The sequence below is a fragment of the Mesorhizobium sp. M7A.F.Ca.US.006.01.1.1 genome (assembly GCF_003997935.1).
GTDB lineage: Bacteria > Pseudomonadota > Alphaproteobacteria > Rhizobiales > Rhizobiaceae > Mesorhizobium.
The window spans coordinates 22,413-30,412 of sequence record NZ_RZQL01000055.1 but is presented as its reverse complement, the minus strand read 5'-3'; the positions used below and the strand labels follow the sequence as shown (position 1 = coordinate 30,412).

The following is an 8,000-nucleotide window of genomic DNA, read 5'->3' as shown; positions in this document are numbered from 1 at the left end:
GATAACGGCCCCAATCCTTGACGCCGCCATTGCGCAGGTCGAACAGGATCGCCGACGGCACGATCGGCACGCGAAAGCCACCGACCTCGAGGCCGATGCCGCGTTCACGCAGCGCCGCCTGCACGCCGGAGGCCGCGTCGAGGCCGAAAGCCGAACCGCCCGAAAGCACCACGGCGTGCACCACCTCGACCGAATTGTGCGGTTCGAGCAGATCGGTCTCGCGGGTGCCCGGCGCACCGCCCAGGATCTGGACGCCGGCCACCGTGGACGCATCGCAAAGCACGGTCGTTACACCGGATTTCAGCCTGGCGTCGGACGCGTTGCCGACCCGCAGGCCGGCAACGTCGGTGATCAAGTTGCGTGGGCCGGTGCGAAACATCAGTTGCTTTCCAAAGGCGCAAAGCGCGTGCCGTCGAAGCGGAAGACGCGGTAGGGACTCTGGCTGAGGTCGCCTTTCGTATCAAACTGGATCGGCCCGATCGCCGTGGTGAAATCCTGTCCAGTCAGGGCTTCAGCCAATGGCTTACCCGAGCTTTCGGACAAGCCTGACGCCGCTTTGGCGATTTCGACCGCCGCAAAGGCCGGCAGCGTATAGCCGTCAGGCACGATCTTCTGCGCGGCAAAGGCTGCCAGCACTTTTGGATCGGCGACATCGGCCCATTCCGGCGGTGCGATCATCAGCGTGCCCACGGCATAGGGCACGTCGCCCGGCGGTGTGCGCAGATTCTCGCCGCCGGCAAAGACGATGCCCGCTTGAAGCTGTGCGGCATCGCGGCCCATGATGGCGATGTCGTCGCCGTCGCCACCGGCAAAGACATGCGTCGCGCCGGCCTTCTTCAGCCGACCGATCATGCCGATCTGATTGTCGAGCTGGGGCCGGAACGTGTCGACGAACACCGGCTTCAGCGCTGCCTGTTCGGCCGCGGCCCGCAACGTCTCGGCGATCTCACGGCCGTAGATGGTCCCGTCGTCGATAATGGCGAACAGCTCGTTCTGCCACAGATGGGTGAGGGCAGAGGCGACAGTGTTGCGCTCATCGTCGCCGCGCGGGCCGAGGCGATAGACCGGCCAGCCGGTCTTGGCGCGGCGGTCGGTCAGGCTCTCGGTTCGCACGCCAACGGTGATGACCGGAATGTTGGCGTCCTTGAGAATAGGCATCGCCGCCTCGATCGCCTCGGTGCAGAGGAAGCCGACCACGATATTGACCTTGGCGGCGGCGAATTCCCTGGCCGCAGCAGCGCCGCCATCGGCGGTGCAGGCGTCATCCACGGTCTTTAGTTCGATGCCGTTCGCTTCGGCCGCCAGACCGGTGCCGGCCTCGATCTGCTTGCCGAGAATGGCCGATGGTCCAGACAGGGGCGCGGAGACCCCGACCAGCAGCGCCTGGGCATCCGCACCACTGGCCAGAAACAGCCAGAACAGCGCCGCTATTGTTCTTGTCCTGGGTCGCATTCGAGCGATGGGTCCCTCTGTGCCGGCTCTATGCTCCTGGCACTATTGCCGCCAAGACCTAAAGGCTGCCCGGCCTTGGTGCAACACGCGAATTTCGGGATATGGCTCAGGCACTTCGCTTGTGGCGGGCTGTGTCTGGCCATATATGTCGGTAGGATCCTGACCATGGAAAATTTCCGGTGCTGAAGAAGAACGACATTGGGCCGCAGGCCTATCGTGACGCGATGAGCCACTTTGCTGGCCACGTCCATGTGGTCACCACCGACGGGCCGGCCGGCAAGCGCGGCACGACGGTGATCGCCGCCTGTTCAGTGTCGGACACGCCGCCCACCATCCTGGTCTGTCTCAACCGCGAAAATGCCAAGAATGAGCTGTTCGTGAAAAACGGCAGGTTTGCCCTGAACACGCTGGCCTCGCACCAGGAGCCGCTGTCGGTCGGCTTTTCCGGCATCACCGGCCTGCCGGTCGAGGAACGTTTCGCGCTTGGCGAATGGGATGTGATCTCTACCGGCGCGCCGACGCTGAAAGGCGCGCTCGCCGTGTTCGACTGCGAATTGATCGACACCAAGGATCTGGCTACCCATCGTGTGCTTTTTGGCAAGGTGACAGGTCTGCGTATGGGCGATAATTTGCGGCCGCTGATCTATCACGCCCGCGGCTACCACGTACTGGAAAGCGGAGCGGCGGCGTTCACGGAGAAAGAATGACCGAGCTGAAACCGCGCGCCGCGCCACGGACGATCGACGAGACGCTCGATCTCCTGACCGGTGCGGACTATGTGGCGGACCGGTCGCTGGCGACCGTGCTGTTCCTGTCGTTGCGTATGAAGCGGCCGCTTTTCCTCGAGGGCGAGGCCGGCGTCGGCAAGACCGAGATCGCCAAGGTGTTGGCACAGGCGCTTGGCCGCCGGCTGATCCGCCTACAGTGCTATGAAGGCCTCGACGTCTCGTCCGCCGTCTATGAGTGGAACTACGCCGCGCAGATGATCGAAATCCGCATGGAGGAGGCGGCCGGCAAGGTCGAGCGGTCCGCCATGGAGCGCAACGTCTTCTCCGAAAAATACCTGATCCGCCGCCCGGTGCTCGATGCGCTGACCGGAAAGACGGGCGCTGCCCCGGTTTTCCTGATCGATGAGCTCGACCGCACCGACGAGGCGTTCGAGGCCTTCCTGCTCGAAATCCTGTCCGACTTCCAGGTGACGGTGCCCGAGCTCGGCACCATCAAGGCGGAAGAGCCGCCGATCGTCATCATCACCACCAACCGCACCCGTGAGATCCACGACGCGCTGAAGCGGCGCTGCCTCTATCACTGGGTCGACTATCCCAATGCCGAGCGCGAGCTCGAGATCGTGCGTCGTAAGGTGCCGCAGGCCAACCAGCGGCTTTCGGCAGAAGTGGTCTCCTTCATCCAGAAGCTGCGCCAGATCGAATTGTTCAAAGTGCCTGGCGTCGCCGAAACCATCGACTGGGCCGGCGCGCTGACCGAACTCGACAAGGTGGCGCTCGATCCGGAAACCGTCTCCGACACGATCGGCGTGCTGTTGAAATACCAGGACGACATTGCCCGCATCGAACAGGGCGAGGGCCGGCGCATCCTCAACGAGGTGAAGGCCGAGCTTTCGGCGGCGGAGTAGGCGATGTTGCGCCCCGAACCTAAAGAGGCCATGCCGCACGGGCGGATCGCCGACAACATCGTCTATTTTGCCCGCACCTTGCGCAAGGCCGGCATGCGGGTCGGGCCGGCTTCGGTCAAGGACGCCATCGAGGCGGTGCTCGCCGCCGGCATCGGTTCGCGCGACGATTTCTACTGGACGCTGCACGCCGTGCTGGTGTCCAGGCATGAGGATCACGCCATTTTCGACGAAGCCTTCCGGCTGTTCTGGAAATCGCGCGAGCTGATCGAAAAGATGCTGGCGATGTTTTCGCCGGTCGCACCGGACAACAGGGAAAAGCAGAAGCCCCGTGCTGCGGAGAACCGCGTCAGCCAGGCTATGTTCGAAGGCCATCAGAAGAACCAGCCGCGCCAAGAAATCCCCGAGATCGAAGTCGACGCCCGCTTCACCTTCTCCGGCAACGAGGTGCTGCGGGCCAAGGACTTTGCCCAGATGAACGCCGCCGAAATGGCCGACGCCAAGAAGGCGATCGCGCAGCTGCGGTTGCCTTTCGACATGGTGCGGACGCGGCGCTTCAAGGCCGATGCGCATGGCCGCCGCATCGATCCGCGCGCCATGATGCGTTCGGCCGCTCGCACCGGCGGCGAACTGATCCTGCCGAAATTCCGCTCAGCCCGCGAGGTTCATCCGCCGCTGGTCGTGCTGGCGGACATTTCCGGCTCGATGAGCCAGTACACGCGGATCTTCCTGCATTTCCTGCATGCGCTGACGGAAAAAAGGCGTCGCGTGCACACCTTCGTCTTCGGTACCAGGCTGACCAATCTGACCCGGCAGATGCGCCATCGCGACCCGGATGCAGCCCTGGCCGACTGTTCGGCGGCGGTCAGGGACTGGTCGGGCGGCACGCGCATCGGCGACACGCTGGCCGAGTTCAACCTGATATGGTCGCGCCGCGTGCTGGGGCAGGGGGCGGTCGTGCTTCTGATCACCGACGGGCTGGAGCGCGACGATGTCGCCGGCCTGTCGGAGGAGATGGAGCGCCTGCACAAATCCTGCCGGCGGCTGATCTGGCTTAACCCGTTGCTGCGTTTTGACGGTTTTCAGGCGCGCGCCCGTGGCGTCAAGGCGATGCTGCCGCATGTCGACGAGTTCCGCTCGGTGCACAATCTCGATGCGCTCGCCGATCTCTGCGCGTCATTGGACAAGAAGTCGGCACAATCCGTCGATCCGCGCCGATGGCTGGAAGCTGGCGCGAGGCACGCCGCATAACCATATCTTTCCCATCCGGAAAACAGATCCCGAGAAAAACAGACTTCTGGAGAAACGGTCATGGAAAACAGCATTTATCTGGATGAGGCCCGCGACCCGCTGATCATTGCGGAGGGCTGGATGAAGGACGGCAAGGACGTGGCCATCGCGACAGTGGTCGAGACCTGGGGGTCGGCGCCCCGACCTGTAGGCAGCCATCTGGTCATCGACGCCGACGGCACTTTCCACGGCTCCGTCTCGGGCGGCTGCGTCGAAGGCGCTGTGGTCAGCGAGGCCATCGACGTCATCGACGGCGGCAAGGCCAGGATGCTGGAGTTCGGTGTTGCCGATGAAACCGCATGGCAGGTCGGCTTGTCCTGTGGCGGTCGCATCAAGGTGTATGTGGAAAGACTGGGCTGATCTCGAATGGATCCCTATGCACTGAAAACACTGAACGCAGAACGACGCGCTCGCCGCGCGGCGATCCTGGTCACTGATCTCGGTGATGGCCGCGACCGGATCGTGCGCGAGGGCGATCAGGTCGCCGGCGATCTCGGCGCCGCGATCGCCAGGGCGTTCCGCACAGGCAACTCCGGTTCGGTCGAAGCAGAGGGGCGAACCTTCTTTCTCAACGCGCATCTGCCGCAGCCGCGTCTGGTCGTGATTGGCGCTGTCCATATCAGCCAGGCGCTGGCGCCGATGGCGAAGATCGCCGGCTATCCCGTGGAGATCATCGACCCCCGCACCGCCTTCGCCACGCCGGACCGCTTTCCCGATGTGGCGCTTCACGCCGAATGGCCGGAGGATGTGCTGAAGCGTCAGCCGCTGGACAGCTACACCGCACTTGCCGCCGTCACCCATGATCCGAAGGTCGATGATTTCGCCCTGAAGGCAGCACTAGACGCCAACTGTTTCTATGTCGGAGCGCTCGGCAGCAGGAAGACGCATGCCAAGCGTGTCGAACGTTTGCTGGCGCTGGGCGCGAGCGCCGACCAGATCGCCCGTATCCATGCGCCGATCGGCCTCGATATTGGTGCTGCCAGCCCGGCCGAGATCGCCGTTGCCGTTCTCGCACAGGCCATCAACGCCTTCCGCTCGCGCGGTCTCGATGCCAAGGGCGCTGCGGCGTGAAATTTGGCCCGATCCCGATCGAGACGGCGGAAGGGGCGGTGCTGGCGCACTCCACCACCGCTGGTGAACGCCGCTTCCGCAAGGCGCACAGGCTGAGCGCCGAAGATGTGGCGCTGCTGCGGGCTGTCGGTGTTTCCGAGGTCGTTGCGGCTGTGCTGGCTGAGGACGACCTCGGCGAGGATGCGGCCGCGCAAACGATTGCCGGAAGCATGGCCTTTCGCGGCATCGAGGCCAAGCCTGCCGCGACCGGGCGGGTCAACCTCCATGCCAAGGCGCCAGGCATCTTCACGGTCGATGCCGCTGCCATCGACGCCATCAATGCCATCGATCCCGCCATCACCATCGCCACGCTGGCGCAGCATGCGCCGGTCGAGAAACGCCAGATGGTCGCGACGGTGAAGATCATTCCCTTCGCGGTCAGTTCGGCGCTGGTCGACGCTGCGACAGAAATCTGCGCCGCAGGCGAGATCTTTGCCGTCAATGCCTACCGGCCCGTGCGTGTCGGCGTCATCCAGACGGTTTTGCCGGGCATCAAGCCTTCCGTGCTCGACAAGACGCTGCGCGTCACCGAAGCGCGACTGGCGCGCACCGGGGGCAGGCTGACGGCCGAGCGCCGCACGCCGCATGAGATCGCGCCGGTGGCGGAGGCCACGGCTTCCCTGGTGCCCGACAATGACATGGTGGTGATCTTCGGCGCCTCGGCGATGAGCGATTTCGCCGATGTCATTCCCGCGGCGATCGAGAAAGCGGGTGGTACCGTCGTCCGCGCCGGCATGCCGGTCGATCCCGGCAATCTTCTGGTGCTCGGTACGCTCGGCGGCAAGCACGTCATCGGCGCGCCCGGCTGCGCCCGCAGTCCCAAGGAGAACGGCTTCGACTGGGTGCTGGACCGGTTGATCGCTGGTCTCGACGTGACCGCCAGGGATATTGCCGCCATGGGGGTCGGCGGGCTGTTGATGGAAATCCCGACACGGCCGCAGCCGCGCGAACCGCTGCCGGCCAAATCTCAGCTCAAGGTCGGCATCGTGTTGCTGGCGGCCGGCCGGTCGAGCCGCATGGGCGGGCCGAACAAGCTGCTGGCGCTGTTCGACGGCAAGCCGCTGGTGTACCGCACCGCCGAGCGGGCGCTTGGCTCGAAGGCATCCAGCACTGTCGTCGTCACCGGCCACCAGCGCGAGCGGGTGTGCGCTGCGCTGGCGGGCCTCGACGTGACCTTCGCCCACAATCCCGATTTTACCGAGGGCCTGTCCACTTCGCTGAAGGCCGGCATTGCCTATCTGCCGGAAGACGCCGCCGGTGTGATGATCGTTCTCGGCGACATGCCTGATATCACGTCCGATGATCTCGACAGATTGATCGATGCGTTCCGCAAGGCCGGCGGCAATGCGGTGGTCCGCGCTTCGCACGACGGCAAGCGTGGCAATCCGGTGCTGTTGCCGCGTTCGCTGTTTCCGGCGATCGCCCATCTCGAAGGCGACACCGGCGCACGCCATCTGGTCGAGACCGAAGGGCTCGATGTCATCGATGTCGAGATCGGCGCCGCGGCGTCTGTCGATGTCGACACGCGCGAGGCGCTGGAAGGCGCCGGCGGCGTGCTGCAGGATTGACAAACCCAAGCCGAATTACGCATGCCTTGGGCATGTCTATTCGCTGCCAAATTTTCTGTGCCTTTGCAGTCGCGACCGCGTTGCTGTCTTCGGCCGCGCAAAGTCAGGCGCTGTCCCTAAAACCCTTCAAGGACGATCTCTTCGCCTATCCGCCCACGCTGTCGTCCGACATCAACGGCGCCTACACGGTCATCGACTACCGCGAGATGCGCGACATCAACCAGCGTGACCAGGTGCCCGAGCGGCGGGTGAACGCCCAATATACCGACCCCAGCGTGCGCAAGGTGCAGCAGGATCTGTTGCTGAAGACCGATGCCGGCGATGTCAGGCATGTCGCCGTCGGCAAGACCGAGGGCGCCGGCATCATCGTGCTTTACCTGCACGGGCAGGGCGGCAGCCGCAAGCAGGGTGTCGACGACTTCACTTTCGGCGGCAATTTCAACCGGCTCAAGAACCTGATGGCCGGCAATGGCGGCCTCTATCTCAGTCCTGATTTCCCCGATTTCGGCGATACGGGAGCGGCGCAGGTGGCGGCGCTGATCGGTCATTATGCCGAACAGTCGCCAGGCGCGAAGATCTTCGTCGCCTGCGGCTCGATGGGCGGCGCGCTGTGCTGGAAGCTGGCCGCGCGCAAGGACACGGGCGGACGCATCAATGGTCTGCTGCTGCTCGGTTCGCTGTGGGATGAGAGCTTTTTCACCAGCCCGGCCTTCAAGCGCCGCGTGCCGGTCTTCTTCGGCCAGGGCAGCCACGACGTGGTCTACCCCGTGGCAAAGCAGGAGGCGTTCTTTCGTTCCATCATCGCCACGGCGAAAGCCTATCCGACCCGGTTCGTCCGCTTCGAGACAGGCACGCATGGCACGCCCATCCGCATGGTCGACTGGCGCGGGACGCTCAACTGGATGCTGTCGAAGGCGTCGTGATGCGTATCGGCCAAAGCGCAGTGGTCA

9 protein-coding genes are annotated in these 8,000 nt (G+C 64.5%); 7 read left to right on the top strand and 2 right to left on the bottom strand.

Annotated elements, in window-relative coordinates; all coding sequences use genetic code 11:
- Positions 1 to 379: P1 family peptidase (locus EN943_RS12475; RefSeq protein ID WP_206522751.1), on the bottom strand; the 379-nt coding region annotated here is incomplete at its 3' end.
- Positions 379 to 1,452 (bottom strand): branched-chain amino acid ABC transporter substrate-binding protein, encoded by a 1,074-nt coding sequence (locus EN943_RS12470; RefSeq protein ID WP_127412855.1) that lies wholly within the window; start codon positions 1,450 to 1,452, stop codon positions 379 to 381. The genes EN943_RS12475 and EN943_RS12470, both read right to left, overlap by 1 nt.
- A 179-nt stretch (positions 1,453 to 1,631) precedes the next feature.
- Between EN943_RS12470 and EN943_RS12465 the strand changes: the two genes are divergently transcribed.
- Genes EN943_RS12465 through EN943_RS12435 form a run of 7 tightly spaced genes read left to right on the top strand, consistent with a single transcriptional unit; the run spans position 1,632 to position 7,973 of the window.
- A complete protein-coding gene (locus tag EN943_RS12465) occupies positions 1,632 to 2,159 on the top strand; it encodes a flavin reductase (RefSeq protein WP_027036962.1) in 528 nt (175 codons plus the stop codon).
- A complete protein-coding gene (locus tag EN943_RS12460; protein WP_023810354.1) occupies positions 2,156 to 3,085 on the top strand; it encodes a MoxR family ATPase in 930 nt (309 codons plus the stop codon). Before EN943_RS12465 ends, EN943_RS12460 begins: the two co-directional genes overlap by 4 nt.
- Positions 3,086 to 3,088: 3 nt before the next feature.
- The gene (locus tag EN943_RS12455) at positions 3,089 to 4,333 is read left to right on the top strand and encodes a VWA domain-containing protein (RefSeq protein WP_027162649.1); all 1,245 of its coding nucleotides are present in this window, start codon (positions 3,089 to 3,091) and stop codon (positions 4,331 to 4,333) included.
- Positions 4,334 to 4,393: 60 nt separating this feature from the next.
- Positions 4,394 to 4,732, top strand: coding sequence for an XdhC family protein (locus tag EN943_RS12450; protein WP_127412854.1), 339 nt, complete (start codon positions 4,394 to 4,396; stop codon positions 4,730 to 4,732).
- 6 nt (positions 4,733 to 4,738) lie between these two features.
- Positions 4,739 to 5,443 carry an XdhC family protein gene (locus tag EN943_RS12445; protein ID WP_127412853.1) on the top strand — a complete coding sequence of 235 codons (705 nt, stop codon included), beginning with the start codon at positions 4,739 to 4,741 and terminating at the stop codon, positions 5,441 to 5,443.
- The gene (locus tag EN943_RS12440; RefSeq protein WP_127412852.1) at positions 5,440 to 7,050 is read left to right on the top strand and encodes a molybdopterin-binding/glycosyltransferase family 2 protein; all 1,611 of its coding nucleotides are present in this window, start codon (positions 5,440 to 5,442) and stop codon (positions 7,048 to 7,050) included. The genes EN943_RS12445 and EN943_RS12440 overlap by 4 nt, the downstream gene beginning before the upstream one ends.
- A gap of 32 nt (positions 7,051 to 7,082) precedes the next feature.
- On the top strand, positions 7,083 to 7,973 hold the full coding sequence (locus EN943_RS12435; protein ID WP_127412851.1) for an alpha/beta hydrolase: 891 nt from the start codon (positions 7,083 to 7,085) through the stop codon (positions 7,971 to 7,973).
- Positions 7,974 to 8,000 lie beyond the last annotated feature (27 nt).